Raw genomic sequence first — 18,601 nt, forward strand, 5'->3', positions numbered from 1 at the left:
GAATTAATCCTGCAGGAACCCGATAATATCGCGCACGTGGCGCATGGTTTCTTCGGCCAGAACGCTTGCCCGTTCGCCGCCGTCTTTCAACACCTGATCCACATAGGCCTGATCCGCCGAAATGCGGCGCATTTCCTCGGTGATGGGCGACAATTGCGCGACGGCGAGATCGGCGAGCGCGGGCTTGAAGTCGGAGAATTGCCGGCCGCCGAAATCGCGGATCACCGTCTCCTTGTCCGTGCCGGATAGCGCGGCGAAGATGCCGACGAGATTGTCAGCTTCAGGCCGATTCGCGAGGCCTTCCACATCCGATGGCAAGGCTTCCGGGTCGGTTTTCGCCTTACGGATCTTCTTGGAGATCGTGTCGGCGTCGTCGACGAGATTGATCCGCGAAAGGTCGGACGGATCGGATTTCGACATCTTCTTGGTGCCGTCGCGCAGCGACATGATGCGCATGGCTGGACCTGAGATCATCGGCTCCGTCAGCGGGAAGAAGCCGGAAACCTTTTCATCGCCCACCTGCATATCAACGCCGATACCCAGTTCCTTTATGCGGCCGGAATAGTCGTTGTTGAATTTCTGGGCGACGTCGCGGGTCAGTTCCAGATGCTGCTTCTGGTCCTCGCCGACGGGCACATGCGTGGCGCGATAAAGCAGGATATCGGCTGCCATCAGGTTCGGATAGACGAAGAGCCCTGACGAGGCGTTCTCGCGATCCTTGCCGGCCTTGTCCTTGAACTGCGTCATGCGATTGAGCCAGCCGATGCGCGCGATGCAGTTGAACACCCAGGCAAGCTCGGCATGCTGGCGCACGCGGCTCTGGTTGAAGACGATGCTCTTCTTGGGATCGATGCCGGAAGCCAAGAACGCGGCCGTTACCTCACGCGTCGATTGCATCAGATCCACCGGATCGGGATTGACTGTGAGGGCGTGCATGTCGACCACGCAAAAGATGCACTCATGGCTGGCCTGCAAATCAAGCCACCGCTTCATGGCGCCGAGATAATTGCCAAGATGCAGATTTCCCGTCGGCTGGATGCCGGAGAAGACGAGTGGCTTGAACGTGTCCATGGATAGCTTCCCTGAACCTGTGGTGGGGACTGTTGTCGCGGCGTTTTGGCAGAGCGGTGCGCCCTGATCAAGCGGAATTACCGGTCTGTTCCTTCGCCTTGCGCTTCAGGCTTCGCCTGATCATGCCGGCATCTGCGCCGCCAAGGCCGAAGGCGAGGGCGAAATAGACCGCCGCGCCCGCCGCCACGAGCACCGCGAGCGTCGCCGCCCGCACGAGGAACGGAACACCATGGGCGAGCAGATAATCGAACCGCGTGGTGGCGTAATAAAGCCCGACCGCCATGACGGCTGCGGCAAGGACGAGGCGTGGAACGCGGGTGAGCAGCGGAATGTCCCGCCCCCAATGGCCGCGCCAGACCAGCGTTGTGAAGAGCAGGACGGCGTTGACCCATCCGGCGACGATTTCGGCAATCGCAATGCCCCCCGCCGAGTAAAGCGGAAAGAGCGTCAGCGCGAGCGTGACGTTCACGATGACGGATATGCCGGCGAAAATCATCGGCGTGCGCGTGTCCTCGCGGGCGAAGAAGCCGGGGATGAACGCCTTGATCAATACGAAGGCGGGAAGACCGAGCCCGTAGATCGCGAGAATTCCGGCGACGACGTGCGTGGCGTCGGGCGAGAACTCGCCGCGCTCGTAGAGAAGCCGCACGATCGGCTCGGACATGACGAGCAGCGCCGCCGCAGCGGGCAGCGTCAGGAACAGGGTGAACTCGACCGAGCGGTTTTGTAGATTGGCCGCTTCCTTGAGGTTTCCCCCACGCAAAGCGCGCGCGAGTTCGGGTAACAGAACAGTGGCGACCGCAATACCCACCACGCCGAGCGGAAGCTGATAGACGCGGTCGGCGTAGACGAGCGACGAAACCGCCCCGTCCTGTCCCGAGGCGATGTTGGTGTTGATGAGCAGGTTGATCTGGGTGATGCCGCCGGTAATCGCCGCAGGCAGCGCCAGAATGAGCAGGCGCTTGACGTTGGAGGTAAAACGCGGACGACGGAAACCGATCTTTATCCCGGCATTTCTCACCGCGATCCAGACGATGGCGAGTTGTACGAGCCCCGCCGCCATCACGCCCCAGGAAAGGCCATAGCCGACGCTCATCGCGTCATGGCCGCGATACCAAGCCCACCCCAGCACGCCGATCAGGATGATATTGAGAAAAACCGGCGCAATCGCCGCCGCGAAATAGCGGTGCAGCGAATTCAGCATCCCGCTCATCATCGCCGCCAGCGACATGCAGGCGAGATAGGGGAACATGATGGTGGCGAGCCGGACCGTGCCCGCGAATTTCTCGGGATCGTCGATGAAGCCCGGCGCGATCACATAGCGCACCAGCAGCGGCATGGAGAGTTCCATGATGATGGTGAGGACGAGCAGCACCGTGAAGAGGACGCCGAACACTTCCTCGGAAAAGCGCCTTGCACCGTCGAGACCGTTCTTCTCGATCTCCTTGGCAAAGAGCGGCACGAAGGCTGAGTTGAACGCGCCTTCGGCAAAAAGGCGGCGGAAGGTATTGGGAAAGCGGAACGCGGCGTTGAAGGCATCCGCCACCGGCCCGGTCCCCAACGCCGCCGCCATCAGCATTTCGCGCGTGAAGCCGAAGATACGGCTGGCTAACGTGCCGGAAGCGACGGTGGCGAATTTTTTCACGAGGCTCATGGGTGGGAGGCCTTTTTGATCTGCAGTGCCACTCGACCACCCCGCTCTGTGCCTAGCGCTTCCATCGAAACAAAAACCACTTATTCCGCCGCCTGATGCGCGCGGCTTCTTGCATGGGCTTCTTCTTTGCCGAAAAGCGCGAGCAGCTTGCGCCTTATATTGCCCTGCCGCGCCGGGTTGGAAACCTTATGCCCCACCAGATCGGTGACATAGAAGGTGTCGATCACCTTCTCGCCGAAGGTGGTGATATGCGCCGAGGCGATGTCGAGGGAGAGGCCGGAAATCACCCCCGTCAGTTCGGACAGAAGGCCGGGCCGGTCAAGGCCTTCGACTTCAATAACCGTAAACTTGTTCGAGAGCTTGTTGTCGATCTCCACGCGCGGCTCGACGCGAAAGGCTTTGGCGGCGCGCTTCGGCTTCACGCGCTTGGCCAGCATGTCGGGGAGATGAGAGTGGCCCGACAGCACGTCCTCGATCAGCTTGCCGACCCGCACCGCGCGCCGCTTCTCATCGTCGTCAGTCTCGAATTCGCGGTTGATGAGGATGGTGTCGAGCGCGCGCCCGTCGCTGGTGGTGAAGATCTGCGCGTCCACGATATTCGCCCCCGCCGCCGCGCAAGCCCCGGCGATGACAGAGAGAAGGCGCGGATGGTCGGGGGAGAGCACGGTGATCTCCGTCACCGCTTCGAAGGCGCGCGGCTCGACCATGGTCGCAAGCTGCCTGCCCGCCGCATCGGCCTCGCGGATGAAATCGGCATGGCGGAGCTGATCCTCAAGGCTCACCGTCAGGAAATAGTTCTGATAGTGCAGGTTGAGGTAATTCTCACGCTCCTCGTCAGGCCATTGGCTCAGCGCCGCCGCCAGTTCCCCTCGCGTCTGCTCCAGGCGGTTCTTGCGCGAGACTTCGGAGAAGCCGCCGGTGAGGAGAAGCTCGGTTTCATAGAAGAGCGTGCGCAGCAACTGGCCCTTCCAGCCGTTCCAGACGCCGGGACCGACCGCCTTGATATCGCAGACGGTGAGGATCAAGAGGAGCTTCAGCCGTTCGAGCGTCTGCACCGTGGCGGCGAAATCCTCGATCGTCTTGCGGTCGTTCAAGTCCCGCGATTGCGCGACCATGCTCATGGTCAGGTGCTCCTGCACCAGCCATGCCACCGTCTCGGTTTCGGCGGGCGAGAGCCCAAGGCGCGGGCAGAGCCTGCGGGCGATGCGCGCGCCTGCCACGGAATGATCCTCCGGGCGGCCCTTGGCGATATCGTGCAGGAGCAGCGCGATGTAGAGGAGATGGCGGTCCTTCTTCAGCGCCGGCATCAGCGAATTGGAAAGCGGATGCTCCTGCCCCAGCTCGCCATGCTCGATATCCGAGAGGATGGCGATGCAGCGCAGCAAGTGCTCGTCCACCGTATAGTGGTGATACATGTTGAACTGCATCATCGCGACGATCTTGCCGAAGTCCGGAATGAATTTGCCCAGCACGCCGGACTCATTCATGCGCCGCAGAATGAGTTCGGGATTGCGCGGCGAGGTGAGCACTTCCAGAAACAGGCGGTTGGCTTCCGGATTCTCGCGCAAATCCGCATTGATGAGCTTCAGCGAGCGGGTGATCTGCTGCATCGCCTTGGGGTGGAATTCCAGACCGTGTCTATCAGCCAGATGAAACAGCCTGATAATGTTGAGGGGATCGCGCTCGAACACGCCCTCATCAGCGATATTGATGCGGTGATTGTCGGCGATGAAGTCTTTCGTCCCGGCGAGCTTGCGCTTGCGGCGGGAGAAGGTGAGGAAGATGCGGTTGAAGCCGGGGACGTGCTTGGCCTGCTCCTCCTCCAGCGCGGCGCAGATGATGCGCGTCAAATCTCCGACATCCTTGGCGACGAGGAAATAGTGCTTCATGAAGCGTTCGACATCGTGAAGCCCAGGATGCGAGGTATAGCCCAAGCGGCTGGCGATCTCGCGCTGGATGTCGAAGGAGAGCCGCTCCTCCGCCTTGCCGGTCAAAAAATGCATGTGGCAGCGCACCGCCCAGAGAAAGTCCTCCGCCTTCATGAAGAGCTTGTGCTCCTCGCGCGACAGCACCCCCGCCGTCACCAGTTCTTCGCTGGTGCGGACGCGGTAGAAATATTTGGCGATCCAGAACAGCGTGTGCAGGTCGCGCTGTCCGCCCTTGCCTTCCTTGACGTTTGGCTCGACCAGATAGCGCGTCTCGCCGGTCTTGCGGTGGCGGGCGTCGCGCTCGGCAAGCTTGGCCTGGATGAACTGCGGCGCGGTGCCCTTGACCACCTCCTCGCCGAAACGGCGCTCCATCTCGTCGAAAAGCTCTTTACTGCCGCAAAGGCAGCGCGCTTCGAGCACCGCCGTGCGGATGGTCATGTCCTCGCCCGAAAGGCGGATGGTTTCGTCGATATTGCGGGTGGCGTGGCCGACCTTGAGGCCCAGATCCCAGAGCATGTAAAGGACATATTCCACCACCTGCTCGCCCCAGGGCGTCTGCTTATAGGGCAGGAGAAACAGAAGATCGATATCCGATCCCGGCGCCAGCGCGCCGCGCCCGTAGCCGCCGACGGCGGCAATACACATATGCTCGGCCTTGGAGGGATTAGTGACGGGATAGACGTGGGTGACAGCGAAATCGTAGAGCGTCTCGATGATGACATCCATCAGATGGCAAAGCCGGATGGCGCAGCGCCGGCCGCCGCCATCCTTCATCAGCATCGCTTCGGCAGTGGCGCGTCCATCGGCAAGCGCCTCCTTCAGCGTCTGGAGCACCAGCGCGCGTCTTTGCGGGCCACTTTCATATTGCCGGGCGAGACTATCCAGCTGCTCGCGCAGCCTCCTCGCGTTGATGATCTCGACAAGCTTCAGGTCCGATGCACTCATGAAGAGGGTCCGATGGATGGAGGCCTCGTATAGCGCGTTTTCCCTTGGGTTGGTATGGGGAAGTGTGGAGCGCGACGCACCTCCTTCCCCCTTACGGGGAAGGTGCCCGCGTTAGCGGGCGGATGGGGGTGGTGACGTTTGCGCTTGTGCTGACGAACCTAGAGCAAACGTCACCACCCCCACCCGACCCTTCGGGCCACCCTCCCCGCAAGGGGGAGGGAGGGCGTCAGTCTCTCACGTCGTCGCGTTATAAGCCGCAATCGCCGCCATGTTGACGATATCCGAATCCTTTGCCCCCAGCGAGACGATCTGCACCGGCTTGTCGAGGCCGACGAGCAACGGGCCGATGACGGTCGAGCCGCCCAGTTCCTGCAGCATCTTGGTGGAGATGGAGGCGGAGTGGAAGGCTGGCATGACGAGGACGTTTGCCGGGCCGGAGAGGCGAATGAAAGGATATTGCTCCATCAGCGCCGGGTTCAGGGCCACATCCGCGCTCATCTCGCCGTCATATTCGAAATCGACGCGGCGCTTGTCTAGGATCTTGATCGCCTCCTGGATGCGGACCGAGCGTTCTCCGCCCATATGGCCGAAGGTGGAATAGGCAAGCAGCGCCACGCGCGGCACATAGCCCATGCGCCGCGCCATGCCTGCCGCCTCCTCGGCGATGTCGGCTAGCTCCTCCGCGTCGGGCATTTCGTGGACCGCCGTGTCGGCGACGAAGACCGTGCGGCCACGGCAAAGCGCGATGGAGACGCCGATGACCTTGTGCCCCGGCTTGGCGTCGATAACGCGGCGGACATCCTCGAGGCCGGTGGCGTAGTTGCGGGTGACGCCTGTCACCATGCCGTCGGCATCGCCCAGCGCGACCATGCAGGCAGCGAAATGGTTGCGGTCATTGTTGATGATGCGGTGGCAATCGCGGAAGAGATAGCCCTTCCGCTGCAGCCGTTCATAGAGATAATCGGCATAGACCGTGTTGCGGCTGGAAAGCCGCGCATTGATGATCTCAATGCCCGCCTTGGCCAGATCGACGCCGGCGGCTTCCGCCGTTGCACGAATACGGTCCTCGCGGCCCAAGAGGATCGCAGTGCCAAGACGCTGGTTGGCATAGGAGACGGCGGCGCGCATGACCTGCTCTTCCTCGCCCTCGGCAAAGACGATGCGCTTCGGCTGGCGGCGCACGCGGTCGTAAATGCCCTGCAAGGTGGAAGCGATGGGGTCGCGGCGGGCGGAAAGTTCGCGCGCATAGGCTTCCAGATTGGCGATGGGCTTGCCGGCGACGCCCGTTTCCATCGCCGCCTTTGCGACCGCCACCGGAATGGCCGTGATGAGGCGCGGATCGAACGGCACGGGGATGATATAGTTCGGACCGAAGCGCGGGCGGTTGCCTTGATAGGCGGCGGCGACATCGTCGGGCACGTCCTCACGCGCCAATTCGGCCAGTGCATTGGCGGCGGCGACTTTCATCTCCTCGTTGATGGTGGTGGCGCGCACATCGAGCGCGCCGCGGAAGATATAGGGGAAGCCCAGCACATTGTTGACCTGGTTCGGATAGTCCGACCGGCCCGTCGCCATGATCGCGTCGGAGCGGATGCGCGCTACCTCTTCCGGCGTGATTTCGGGATCGGGATTGGCCATGGCGAAAATGATCGGGTTCGGTGCCATGGAGCGCACCATGTCCTCGGTCAGCGCGCCCTTGGCGGAGACACCGAAGAAGACATCCGCACCGTCCATGGCCTCGGCAAGCGTGCGCTTCGAGGTTTCCACCGCATGGGCGGATTTCCACTGGTTCATGCCCTCCTCGCGGCCCTTGTAGACCACACCCTTGGTGTCGCAGAGGATGACATTCTCGGGCGCAAAGCCCATCGCCTTGACGAGCTCGATGCAGGCGATACCCGCCGCACCCGCGCCGTTGCAGACGAGCTTGGTCGTCTTCATGTCGCGGCCAGTCAGGTGCAGCGCGTTGATGAGCCCTGCCGCCGCGATGATCGCCGTGCCATGCTGGTCGTCATGGAACACCGGAATGTCCATAAGCTCGCGCAGGCGGCTTTCGATGATGAAGCAGTCGGGGGCCTTGATATCCTCCAGATTGATGCCGCCGAAGGAGGGGCCGAGATAGCGCACGGCATTGACGAAGGCGTCGATATCGGTGGTGTCGACTTCCAGATCGATGGAGTCCACATCGGCGAAGCGCTTGAACAGCACCGCCTTGCCTTCCATCACAGGCTTCGACGCCAACGCGCCGAGATTGCCGAGGCCGAGGATCGCGGTGCCGTTGGAAATCACCGCGACGAGATTGCCCTTGGCGGTGTAATCATAGGCGCGGGTGGCATCTTCCGCGATCGCCTTCACGGGAACCGCTACACCGGGCGAATAGGCGAGCGACAGATCGCGCTGCGTCGCCATGGGCTTGGTCGGGTTGATTTCCAGCTTGCCAGGACGGCCCTGGCGGTGGAAATCGAGCGCTTCCTGCTCGGTAACGGAGGGGGCGGTGCGGCTCCCAGCATTGGACGTATCGACGGGCATGTTCCCTCCGGCTAATGTTGTTCTGTGGAGAAAAGTTCGATACCGCTAGGCAGACGGTGTGTAAACAGCGCAACAAGGATTCAGGTGAGGGCGGGCTGCAAATGGCGTCTTTCTGCGCTTCCGGTGCTCATGTACTAAAGTACACTCCGCTCCGGTTCTCGAAAGCCACCATTTTCGCCTCGCCCTGACCTGAATCTTCACCCCAGTCGACCGGGAATGAACTTTGAACGACCTGCCGCAATTCACCGATGGCGCCGAGACCGGCGCGGATAGTTACGACGCGGGCGTGCGCCTGACGCCGATGATGGAGCAATATATCGAGATCAAGGCGGCGAACGAGGATTCGCTGCTGTTCTATCGCATGGGCGATTTCTACGAATTGTTCTTCAACGACGCCGTGGAAGCCTCGCGGGCGCTCGGCATAACGCTGACCCGGCGCGGCAAGCATCTGGGCGAGGATATTCCGATGTGCGGCGTGCCCGTCCATGCCGCCGACGACTATCTGCAGAAGCTGATCGCCAAGGGCTATCGCGTCGCCGTCTGCGAGCAGGTGGAAGACCCGGCGGAGGCGAAGAAGCGCGGCTCGAAATCGGTGGTGCGGCGCGATGTCATCCGCCTCGTCACGCCCGGCACGATTACCGAGGAAAAGCTGCTCGATCCGTCCGAGGCCAATTATCTGATGACGCTGGGACGTGTGCGCGGCGCGGACGAAGGCAGCATGGCGCTCGCCTGGATCGACATCTCCACCGGCACTTTTCGCGTTTCGGAAACTTCCGCCGGCCGGCTGCTCGCAGATATCATGCGCGTCGATCCGCGTGAGCTGATCGTCGCGGAACCGGTTTTTCACGATCCAGAACTTCGTTCCGTTTTTGATGTCATTGGCCGCGCGGTGACGCCGCAGCCGGCGAGCCTGTTCGACAGCGCCACGGCAGAGGCGCGAATCAAGCGCTATTTCGCGGTGGCGGCGCTCGACGGCTTCGGCCAGTTCTCGCGCGGCGAGCTTTCGGCCATCTCCGGCGCCATCGCCTATATCGAGAGGACGCAGATATCCGAGCGTCCGCCCTTGATGCGCCCCGAGCGCGAGCGGGAGGGCTCCTCGCTCTTCATCGACCCGGCGACCCGCGCCAATCTGGAGCTGACGCGCACGCTTTCGGGCCAGCGCGACGGCAGCCTCTTGAAAGCCATCGACCGCACGGTAACGGGCGGCGGGGCGCGGCTACTCGCCGAGCGGCTGACCGCGCCTTTGACCGATGCCGAGGAGATAGCACGGCGGCAGGACTCGGTCGCCTTCTTCCTGCACGAGCAGCAACTGGCCGATGGCGTGCGGGCAGAATTGAAGGGCGTGCCGGACATGCCGCGCGCGCTTTCACGCCTTGCGGTCGGGCGCGGCGGCCCGCGCGATCTCGACGCCTTGCGGCGCGGGCTGGAAGCGGCGCGCGGCATCGCGCAACTCTTCGCGAACCGCCCGTTGCCTGCAGAAGTCGCGGAAGCCTGTGAAGCCATCGCCCGCCTGCCATGGGATTATGCCGGGCATCTCGACCGTTCGCTTGGCGACGAACTGCCCTTGCTCAAGCGTGACGGCGGCTTCGTGCGGGCAGGATACAATGCCGAACTCGACGAAATGCGGGATTTGCGCGACCAGTCGCGGCGGATCATCGCCGGGTTGCAGGCCCGCTATATGGACGAGACGGGCATCAAATCGCTGAAGATCAAGCACAACAATGTGCTTGGCTATTTCATCGAGGTGCCCGCCAGCCATCAGGAAACCATGACCGGCAGCGCGGAAGCCAAGGGCCGGTTCATCCATCGCCAGACCATGGCGAGCGCGATGCGCTTCACGACCACGGAACTAGCGGAACTGGAAACGAAAATCGCCAATGCCGCCGACCGCGCGCTGGCGATCGAGCTTGGCATTTTCGATGAATTGATCGCCGAAACCGTCGCCCATGCGGAAGCGATCCGCGCGGGGGCTGCGGCGCTGGCGGTGCTCGACGTTTCCGCCGCGTTGGCATGCCTTGCCGAGGAGCAGGGCTATTGCCGCCCGATGGTCGATAACAGCCTCGCCTTCAACATCGTTGCCGGGCGGCATCCGGTCGTCGAGCAGGCGCTGCGCCGCCAGGCGGCCAATCCGTTCGTCGCCAATGATTGCGATCTTTCTCCGCAAAGCGGTGCGAAACATGGCGCGATCTGGCTTTTGACCGGCCCCAATATGGGCGGTAAATCGACGTTTTTGCGGCAAAACGCGCTCATCGCCATCCTCGCGCAGATGGGCTCCTTCGTCCCGGCGGGAGCGGCGCATATCGGCGTGGTGGACCGGCTCTTCAGCCGCGTCGGCGCATCGGACGATCTGGCGCGCGGGCGCTCCACCTTCATGGTGGAAATGGTCGAGACCGCTGCCATCCTCAATCAGGCGGGCGAGCGCTCGCTCGTCATTCTCGATGAGATCGGCCGCGGCACCGCGACCTTTGACGGGCTGTCGATCGCCTGGGCGTCAGTCGAATATCTGCACGAAAAGAACCGCTGCCGCGCGTTGTTCGCCACCCATTTCCACGAGATGACGGCGCTGTCGGAAAAGCTCTCCCGGCTTGCCAACGTCACCATGCGCGTCAAGGAGTGGGATGGCGACGTGGTGTTCCTGCACGAGGTCGCAAAAGGCGCCGCCGACCGTTCCTATGGCGTGCAGGTTGCCCGACTCGCCGGGCTGCCGGAGGCAGTGGTCGAGAGAGCGCGCGACGTGCTGCATCAGCTCGAAGCGGGCGAGACCTCAGGCAGGGCGGAAAAGCTGATCGACGACCTGCCGCTGTTCTCGGTGGAAGTGAAGCGCGAGCCGCCGAAACCGCAGAAAGGTAATGACGCGCTGCTGGAAGCCGTGCTGGCGCTCAATCCGGATGAGATGACGCCGCGCGAGGCGATGGATGCGCTATATAGGCTGAAGGGGTTGGCGGTGAAGAACTAGCCCGTTCCCTCCCTCTTGCGGGGAGGGTGGCCCGAAGGGGCGGGTGGGGGTGGTGACGCTTGCGCTACGGTCGTCAGCAAAAGCGCAAACGTCACCACCCCCATCCGCCCGCTGACGCAGGCACCTTCCCCGCAAGGGGGAAGGAAGGGCGTCGCGTTTTACATAAACCGGTCCGCTTCCGCCCCATAGTAGGTAATATACCGGCTCGATATGTGCGATACCGGCAGGATGATGAACACATCCGTGCTGCCGAAGGCATGGTCCACTACCGCGCCGTCGCCGATCATCGCGCCGAGGCGTAAGTAACCCTTGATGAGCGGGGGCATGGAGAAGAGCGCGACCTTTGGGTTGATCGCCTCCAGCGGCATCAGGTCCATCGGATGGTAATGCTGCGGCAGCGCGCGCACGTCCCATTCCGCGGTGGCGCGGCAATTGTGATGAAGGAACGACAGGGCCAGCGCATGGGCGGCAGGGATCGTTCCTGAGAACGAGGCGCAGCCGAACATCACGTCGATGCGATGGCGGCGGCAATAGGCCCAGATGCCCTGCCAAAGCAATTCCACCGTCCGCTTGGAGCGGTATTCCGGCTTGACGCAGGAGCGCCCAAGCTCGAGGAAATTCAAATCGGGCTTGGCCAGCGTCAGCCGGTCCACATCATATTCCCCGGCGGAATAGAAGCCATGGGCTTCACGCGCCTTCTCGCCGCGCATCAGCCGGTAGGTGCCGACGATCTGCCGGTGCTCCGGCTCGGCGATGGCGGTGTCGTAGACGAGGAGATGATCGCAGGTCGCATCGAACCGGTCCGCATCGCGCTCTTCCAACGCCGCCGCGCTTTCATGCTTCGCGCCATGGCCCTCGAAGAATATCTTGAACCGCAGTTCCTGCGCGGCGGCGATTTCCGCTGCCGTCTGGGCAAGCCTGACCTCCAGCGAACCCATGCGCCCCAGGACGCTGGCGTTATCTGGCGGGGTGAAAAGAGCCGTGTGTGCCTCGATGCTCGACATGCCTGCATCTTTAATCATTTGCCGGGAAATTCCAAGCAATGCGCTCATGACGGTCTTCTCCCAGTGTGTTTATTTCACCATTTTCCAAAGAGAAGGTGAAGCAGAAAAAGAAAAATCGAATGAGCGAGCTGTATTCGGCGCAGTTCCGATAGAATTACAGCAAGCCGCTTCGACGTTGAATCAACGATATCGGAAGACTGCTACATCACGATGACAACAAGGTGTCGTGAATATGGCTTTGTGTCCGTCCGCTTCGCAGATTCAATAGGTTAGGCTATTATCCTAGCCTGTCTCCAGCATATCGCGCGCGGTATGTTTCACGATTTCGCGAGAAAGCACCGCCGGGTCCACCGGCTTGGCGATGAAACCGGTCGCGCCGAGCTTCATCAACCTTGCGCGCGTCTCGGGGCGGTCATCGGCGGTCAGCACCAGAACGGGAACCGAAGGCATGGCACCGGCTGCCTCGATCCTGCGAATCGCAGCGAGCGCTGCCTCTCCATCCATATGCGGCATATGCAAGTCCATGAGCAGGATGTCGAAACCGCCGTCCTGCCTTGCCTCGCGAAAGGCTTCTACCGCCCTTGCGCCATCGGCCACGGTCGACACCGTATGCCCGGCCCGCGAAAGAACCGCCTGGGCGAGTTGCAGGTTGATTTCATTGTCATCAGCGACAAGCACGCGAAGCGGCGGCGTTTCCGGCGCGGCCATCGGGGGCACCCGGATGGCCTTCCATAAGGGTTCCGTCAATTCGGCTGTGAGAATGCGCAGAAGGCTCGCCGAACGCACCGGGCGCACGAGAAAAGCATCGAAGCCCCGCCCCATGATGGCGGGCAGATCGCCCTTCTCATCCGGTTTAAGCAGGATAATATGCTTCCGGTTCGTTTGCGGGCGCGGCAGCGAGGACAGAGTGTCCATAAAGGCCGTATCGGCAAGGCTGGCATCGAAGCGCCTTGTCCGCTCCATCTGCCGGGCGGTGGCGTCGTCATGGGCAATGAACACCTCCGCGCCCTCCCCGCGCAGCGTCAGCGCGAGAGCTTCCGCCTCATGCCTGTTGGTAGCGAGGATGAGGTATGTGCGGTTGAGCAGCGGGCGGAGCGGTTCCGAAGGCGGCATCCCGGCAATCGGCAGGGTGAAGGTGAAGCGGCAGCCTTTCCGCCATTGGCTCTCGACGGTGATGGCGCCGCCCATGGCCGCGGCTATCCCCTGCGAGATCGCCAGCCCCAGCCCTGTCCCGTCGCGCGTTTCGTCGGCCTGTTCGAACGCCCGGAAAATGCGCTCCCGGTCGCCGGGCTTGAGGCCGGGGCCGCTATCAACGACGCTGAAAACGAGCGTTTCGCCATCCCTCGTGACGTCGAGGAGTACACCGCCCACACGGGTGAACTTGATCGCGTTGCCGATGAGATTGAGGAGCACCTGCCGGACCCGCGCTTCGTCAAGCTTGAGCCTTGCCGGCACCTGCGCCGACACATGGCAGCCAAGACCGATCCCCTTGGCATAGGCGCGAGGGGCCAGAAGCTCGACCACCTGCTCGCAGAGCGGGGTAATCGCCGTCTCCACCGAATGGGGCTCGAAATGGCCGGCCTCGATCTTCGAGACATCGAGAAGATCTTCGATCAGTTGCAGAAGCGCATCGCCGGATTGCAGCACCGCATCGGTATAGGCACGCTGCTCCGGCGTAAGGCCCGTTCCCGCCAGAAGCTTCGCCATTCCGATCATGCCGTTGAGCGGCGTGCGCAGCTCATGGCTGACCGTAGCGAGAAGACGCGATTTCGCCTGGCTCCCCTCTTCGGCCTCGTGAAGGCGGGCTTCCAGCTCGGCGATTTTGGCGGCCGCGCCGCCGGACGCAGCCAGCCCTCGCCGGACGCGCGAGCGGCGGCTGGCGGCGAGGGGGCTGCGGATTGAGGGCCCGGCGATGCTCATGGCCTTGCCTTATCAGCAAGCCGTTCAGACCCGGTTTACCAGAAGTGTCGAATTTTAAGATTATCGTAGCTTAGGCCGGAGATTTCGCAGCACGATGCTCCCAGTCCTGCCGTCATTCTCGGGCTTGTCCCGAGAATCTGCCATAAGAACGAGATAAGCTGTTACCGTCCCGACAGATGGCCGCAAGGTAGATTCTCGGGACAAGCCCGAGAATGACGGAACCCGCAGGCTAATTTCGCGCGTTGCTTTTCCAGCCGATGAGCTCATCGAGGATGATGAGTCCGGCGCCGATAGTGATAAACGTATCGGCGAGGTTGAAGACGGCGAAGGACCATGTGGGAGTGTGGAACAGCACATAGTCGATGACATAGCCATGCAGGCTGCGGTCGATGAGGTTTCCCAGCGCGCCGCCGACAATGAGCGCGAAGCCGAAGCGGGCGAGGCGCTTTTCCGGGCCGCTCGTCCACCACAGATAAAGCACGAAGGCGACGACCAGCAGCGTCATGGCGATGAGGCCGGTGTCGCCCATCGAGGACAGCATGGAAAAGGCGATGCCGTCATTATGGGTCCGGAACAGGGCAAGGAAGGGCAGAAGGTCGATCTGCTGGTGATAATCCATGCCCGCTTCGACCCAATATTTGACCAGCTGGTCGAGAAGGACGGCGAGGGCCACCACGAAAACATTCAGAACCATGGATTTCCGGCTCATTTTCCCTCCGCCCTTTCGTCAAGCACAAGCGCCTCGCGCCGAATCTCGAAAAGCATCACGCCGGTGGCGATGGCGAGATTGAGCGAATCCGCGCGTCCGGCCTGGGGAATGCGGGCGAGACGGTCGCAGGCCGAAGCGAGGCTTTCGGGAAGACCCTGCTGCTCATTACCCATCATCAAGATCACCGGCTTGCCGGCATAGGGGATGCGGCGGTAATCGACCGCGCCCTTCAGATGCGTGCCGACGACGAGGCCGCGAAAACCCTTGCGCCAGGCGAGGAACTCCGTCTCGCTCGCGCGGTAAAGCGGCATGGCGAAGACGGAGCCCATCGTCGCCCGTACCGTCTCGATAGAGAACGGATCGGTGGTGTCGCCGATGAGGATCACGCCCTTCGCCCCCGCCGCGTCAGCGGTGCGGATGATGGTGCCGAGATTGCCCGGGTCGCGCACCCGGTCGAGCGCGATATAGACGTCGTTCCCCTGCGGCCTGAGGCTTCCGAGCGGCTGGTATTTCTGCTCGAAACAGCCCACGACCATTTGCGGATTGTCGCGTCTTGTGATGGCCGAGATGACCTTTTCGCTCACCTCCAGCACCAGCCCACCCTTGGCGACGGTGCGCGCGGCGACCTGTTCGACAAGGCTGTTGCCCTTGCCGGACTTGGCGAAAACCAGTGTGCGGATGCGCCAGCCGAGGTCGAGCGCGTCGATGACGAGTTTAAGCCCTTCTGCGAGAAACACGCCCTGCTGATCGCGAAATTTCTTCACCGACAGCGCGCGCAGATCTTTGATGATCGGGTTGGTCAGGCTGGTGACTTCTTTCACCTTGCCTGATTTCGGAAAATCGTCGTGACCGGTCATTCACGCCACCCAGCGGCTGAAAAGCGATGTGGAAAGCGCGCGCCCGGCGGAGCGCTCGCGCAGGATGAGTTCGCCCGATTCCACTCTTCCGCCGAGCCCGGTGAAGGCCTCGCGCATCAGCTCGTGAATGGCGAAGAAGGAGGCGCGGATCGAATAGGCGGTCAGCACTACGGCGAGCGGATTCGGCGTCAGGATCGAGCGGCAGAGATCGACCATGGCAGGCAGATCGTCGAACAATTGCCAGACCTCGCCATTCGGCCCACGGCCATAGGCGGGTGGGTCGAGCAGGATGATATCGTAGCGGCTGTCGCGGCGCTCCTCGCGGGCGGCGAACTTGACCGCGTCGTCGCAGATCCAGCGGATCGGCTTGTCCGACAGGCCAGCCATTTGCTGGTTCTCCCGCGCCCAGAGGATGGCTTTCTTCGATGCATCGACATGGGTGACCTCCGCGCCTGCCCGTGCCGCCACGAGCGAGGCAAGGCCGGTATAGCCGAAGAGGTTCAGAACCCGCACGGGGCGTCCGGCTTCGCGGATGAGCCTGTCCATATAGGACCAGTGCGAGGCCTGTTCGGGGAAAACGCCGACATGGCGGAAGGAAGTGAAGCGGCCTAGAAACGGAATGCCGTCATAGGCCATGGGCCAGGTTTCGCCCAAGGGCGTACGGGGAAAATGCCAGCGGCCCATGCCTTCTTCGTCGGTATTGCCGGTAAAGACGGCATCGGCCTTCGCCCATTCCGCCGCTTCCCACGCCGGCTGCCAGATCGCCTGCCCCTCGGGGCGTACGATGCGGTAGGGGCCGTATTGCTCGAGCTTCTGCCCGTTGCCGCTGTCGAGCAGGGCATAATCCGCCGATGGCTCGGTCTCGAGGATAAGCGGCAGCTTCTCGTCCGGACGCTTGCCATCGCGGCGCGTGAGAATACGCGGGCGCGCGGGCTCCGCCGCCGAACGCGGCTGCCTCTCCTCCATGGCGCGCTGCGGGCGGACGCTCTTCACGGCCTCACCTTCCGGCCGCTGCCGCTTGTCTTTTCGTTTCGGTGTTTTCAACCGGGATGCTTTCTATCTATCTGAAACCTCGGCRGGACAGCGCCCCCCTCTGTCCTGCCGGACATCTCCCCCGCAAGGGGGGAGATTATGCCGCCATTACCGCTGCCGCCAATCGCCGACGTTGCAGAATGGGCGCCGTCATCGACGCCAGCCAATCTCCCCCCTTGCGGGGGAGATGTCCGGCAGGACAGAGGGGGGCGACGTAGAGCGCCGACGTTTCCCGTAAATCACTCAGCGCTGATTGGTCAATTGCGTAGGAGACACGGGACCAGCGGGACCCGCCTCTCCTACCTCCCGCCGCAACCGGTCCGCTTCTGCCTTGTTCACCCGGGCGCGCTTGCGGTGCTTGCCCTGCCCTATCCACGTCGCGACGCTTCCCAGAATGAGGCCGGCGATGAGTGCGCCGAACAGCCAGACGAAGAGCGGCGCAGACCAGGAGAGGGCGGGATTGCCGGGATTGAAGGGATCGAGCGTCAGGGTCACCATCTCACGATTGGCAACCGACAGCGCGACGAGCACGATCGCCAGCGGCACGAGGATGATGATGGTGACGAAACGGTTTGTCATACTGTTCCTGCTTCATCCGCGGGCTTTCAGGCATCTCCGTCCGGCCGCGGAAAATGCCCTTATTTGTCGGTGGATGCGTTCAGGCGGTCGCGCAACTCCTTGCCGGTCTTGAAGAACGGCACCCACTTTTCCTCGACCTCCACGGCCTCGCCGGTGCGGGGATTTCGGCCGCTGCGGGCGGGGCGGTTTTTTACCGAGAAGGCACCGAAGCCGCGCAGTTCCACGCGGTTGCCGTCGGCAAGCGCATTGCTGATTTCGTCGAATACAGCGCCGACGATGTTTTCCACGTCGCGTTGAAAGAGATGCGGATTACGGCTGGCGATGATCTGCACAAGCTCGGACTTGATCATGGCGGTCGATCTCTCTTTTCACCTTGCTTTCAACATTAGTATGCGCAGAAACCTTGATATTCAACAGCTTATTGTCCGCTTGCCGGAGCCGTCTCCACCTGCCAGGTCGAAAGGAGGCCGGGCTGGAAGAGGTGCTCTCCGGCCACCTCCCGCAGCAGGCTGCCGCTGTCTTCGGGAAGCCCCAGCACGCGGGCGATGAGCCGGGCGGCGGAATGCGAGAAGAAGAAGCCTTCCGAACCCTTCTTTTTCCATTCGATGACCTTTAGATTCTGGTCCACACCCTTGGTTTTCAGCCAGTCGATTGCCTCGTCTTCGCCGCCCAGCTGGTCGACGAGCTTCTTCTCCAGCGCCTGGCGACCGGTATAGACGGCTCCGTCGGCAAGAGCCACGGCCTGCGCATGGTCGAGCGGGCGGCGGCTTTGGACCAGATCGATAAACCACTGATAGGAGTCCATGATGACATTGCGGATCATGGCCTTCGCTTGCTCGCTGGCGGGCGTGAAGGGATTCGGTTCGGCCTTCAGCGGGGTGGACTTGATCGTCTCGACCTTGACGCCGAGCTTGTTCAGAAGCTGCGTCACATCAGGATATTGGAACAGAACGCCGATGGAGCCGACGATGGAGGTTTTTCGCGCCACGATATGGTCGGCGGCGCTGGCGATCATATAGCCGGCGGAGGCGGCGAGCGTGCCGACCTGGGAGACGACGGGCTTTTTCTCCGCGATCTTGCGCAGGGCGTCGAAAATCGATTCGCCGCCGGCGGTCGTGCCTCCCGGCGAGTCCACCGTGACGATCACGCCCTTGACCGCGTCGCTTTCGGCGATCTTCTTGAGCCGCTCGAGCAGCTCGCTGTCTTCCTGGATCGGCCCTTCGATCTTCACCTGGGCGATATGCGGCTCGTTGCGCCCGTCGAACTCGCCCGTGGACCAGGCCAGCGCCCCGACGCCCAGCGCCGCAACAAGCAGGGCCACGACCCGCCAGAAAGTGAGCTTGCGCCGCAACCGGCGCCGGTCGATGATTTCCTCAGCGGATTGTGCCATGATTTTATTCCTAGTCGTTGTTACCCCGAG

General features: G+C 62.5%; 13 protein-coding genes. 1 reads left to right on the top strand and 12 read right to left on the bottom strand.

Features of this window, described 5'->3' with window-relative positions:
- Window positions 1–3: 3 nt before the first annotated feature.
- From trpS to ACOWVG_RS04280, 4 genes are all read right to left on the bottom strand, one after another.
- The gene (trpS, locus tag ACOWVG_RS04265) at window positions 4–1,071 is read right to left on the bottom strand and encodes a tryptophan--tRNA ligase (RefSeq protein WP_420960268.1); all 1,068 of its coding nucleotides are present in this window, start codon (window positions 1,069–1,071) and stop codon (window positions 4–6) included.
- A gap of 67 nt (window positions 1,072–1,138) precedes the next feature.
- Window positions 1,139–2,725, bottom strand: a complete 1,587-nt coding sequence (murJ, locus tag ACOWVG_RS04270; protein ID WP_420960269.1) for a murein biosynthesis integral membrane protein MurJ — start codon at window positions 2,723–2,725, stop codon at window positions 1,139–1,141.
- An 80-nt stretch (window positions 2,726–2,805) separates the two neighbouring features.
- Complete coding sequence (locus ACOWVG_RS04275; RefSeq protein ID WP_420960270.1) at window positions 2,806–5,598, bottom strand: [protein-PII] uridylyltransferase; 2,793 nt, start codon at window positions 5,596–5,598, stop codon at window positions 2,806–2,808.
- A 234-nt stretch (window positions 5,599–5,832) separates the two neighbouring features.
- Entirely contained in the window at window positions 5,833–8,124 is a 2,292-nt protein-coding gene (locus tag ACOWVG_RS04280; RefSeq protein WP_420960271.1) for an NADP-dependent malic enzyme, read from the bottom strand.
- A 301-nt stretch (window positions 8,125–8,425) separates the two neighbouring features.
- On the opposite strand from ACOWVG_RS04280, the gene mutS reads away from it, so the two are divergent.
- On the top strand, window positions 8,426–11,080 hold the full coding sequence (gene mutS, locus ACOWVG_RS04285; RefSeq protein WP_420960772.1) for a DNA mismatch repair protein MutS: 2,655 nt from the start codon (window positions 8,426–8,428) through the stop codon (window positions 11,078–11,080).
- A gap of 158 nt (window positions 11,081–11,238) precedes the next feature.
- On the opposite strand, the gene ACOWVG_RS04290 is transcribed toward mutS, so the two are convergent.
- From ACOWVG_RS04290 to sppA, 8 genes are all read right to left on the bottom strand, one after another.
- Window positions 11,239–12,132, bottom strand: a complete 894-nt coding sequence (locus ACOWVG_RS04290) for a GNAT family N-acetyltransferase (protein WP_420960272.1) — start codon at window positions 12,130–12,132, stop codon at window positions 11,239–11,241.
- 234 nt (window positions 12,133–12,366) lie between these two features.
- Window positions 12,367–14,004, bottom strand: a complete 1,638-nt coding sequence (locus ACOWVG_RS04295) for an ATP-binding protein (protein ID WP_420960273.1) — start codon at window positions 14,002–14,004, stop codon at window positions 12,367–12,369.
- Between the two features lie 229 nt (window positions 14,005–14,233).
- Window positions 14,234–14,713, bottom strand: coding sequence for a signal peptidase II (gene lspA / locus ACOWVG_RS04300; protein WP_420960274.1), 480 nt, complete (start codon window positions 14,711–14,713; stop codon window positions 14,234–14,236).
- Entirely contained in the window at window positions 14,710–15,570 is an 861-nt protein-coding gene (locus tag ACOWVG_RS04305) for a TrmH family RNA methyltransferase (RefSeq protein ID WP_420960275.1), read from the bottom strand. The genes lspA and ACOWVG_RS04305 overlap by 4 nt, the downstream gene beginning before the upstream one ends.
- The gene (locus ACOWVG_RS04310) at window positions 15,571–16,614 is read right to left on the bottom strand and encodes a class I SAM-dependent methyltransferase (protein WP_420960276.1); all 1,044 of its coding nucleotides are present in this window, start codon (window positions 16,612–16,614) and stop codon (window positions 15,571–15,573) included.
- 231 nt (window positions 16,615–16,845) lie between these two features.
- Window positions 16,846–17,181, bottom strand: coding sequence for a lipopolysaccharide assembly protein LapA domain-containing protein (locus ACOWVG_RS04315; RefSeq protein WP_420960277.1), 336 nt, complete (start codon window positions 17,179–17,181; stop codon window positions 16,846–16,848).
- 59 nt (window positions 17,182–17,240) lie between these two features.
- Entirely contained in the window at window positions 17,241–17,531 is a 291-nt protein-coding gene (locus tag ACOWVG_RS04320) for an integration host factor subunit beta (RefSeq protein ID WP_420960278.1), read from the bottom strand.
- Window positions 17,532–17,599: 68 nt separating this feature from the next.
- Window positions 17,600–18,571, bottom strand: a complete 972-nt coding sequence (gene sppA, locus ACOWVG_RS04325) for a signal peptide peptidase SppA (RefSeq protein WP_420960279.1) — start codon at window positions 18,569–18,571, stop codon at window positions 17,600–17,602.
- Window positions 18,572–18,601 lie beyond the last annotated feature (30 nt).

It is taken from the genome of Brucella sp. IR073, assembly GCF_049065735.1.
GTDB lineage: Bacteria > Pseudomonadota > Alphaproteobacteria > Rhizobiales > Rhizobiaceae > Paramesorhizobium.